Consider the following 304-nt stretch of genomic DNA (forward strand, 5'->3'; position numbering starts at 1 on the left):
TGCTCCTCGTCGAGGTCGGCCACCATGAAGTCGCCGGCGTAGCCCACGCCGTGAGCGGCTTGCATCGCGCTCTGACTGTGCCATCCGAGCGGGAGAACGGGCACCGCGCCTTGGGCGTTGGGCCGATCACGCAGATCTGCCAGCAGGGCGCCGCTGAGGGGGCTCGGCAGTCCGCTGCGCTGTCGACCGGCCATGAAGACGACCAGTGCCCCGTTGAGGCAGAACATCGCCACGGCGGCGATCCGGTACCCAGCGAGGGGACCCTGGTGGTGGCCTGCGGCATCGCCGCGATGACCAACCAGGG

1 pseudogene is annotated in these 304 nt (G+C 70.1%); it reads right to left on the reverse strand.

Annotated features, from left to right (window positions below):
• A pseudogene (locus KSO97_RS17635) lies at positions 1-304 on the reverse strand (hypothetical protein); the annotation flags it as partial.

This window comes from Nocardioides sp. R-C-SC26 (assembly GCF_021246465.1).
In the GTDB taxonomy this organism is placed as follows: Bacteria; Actinomycetota; Actinomycetes; order Propionibacteriales; family Nocardioidaceae; genus Nocardioides.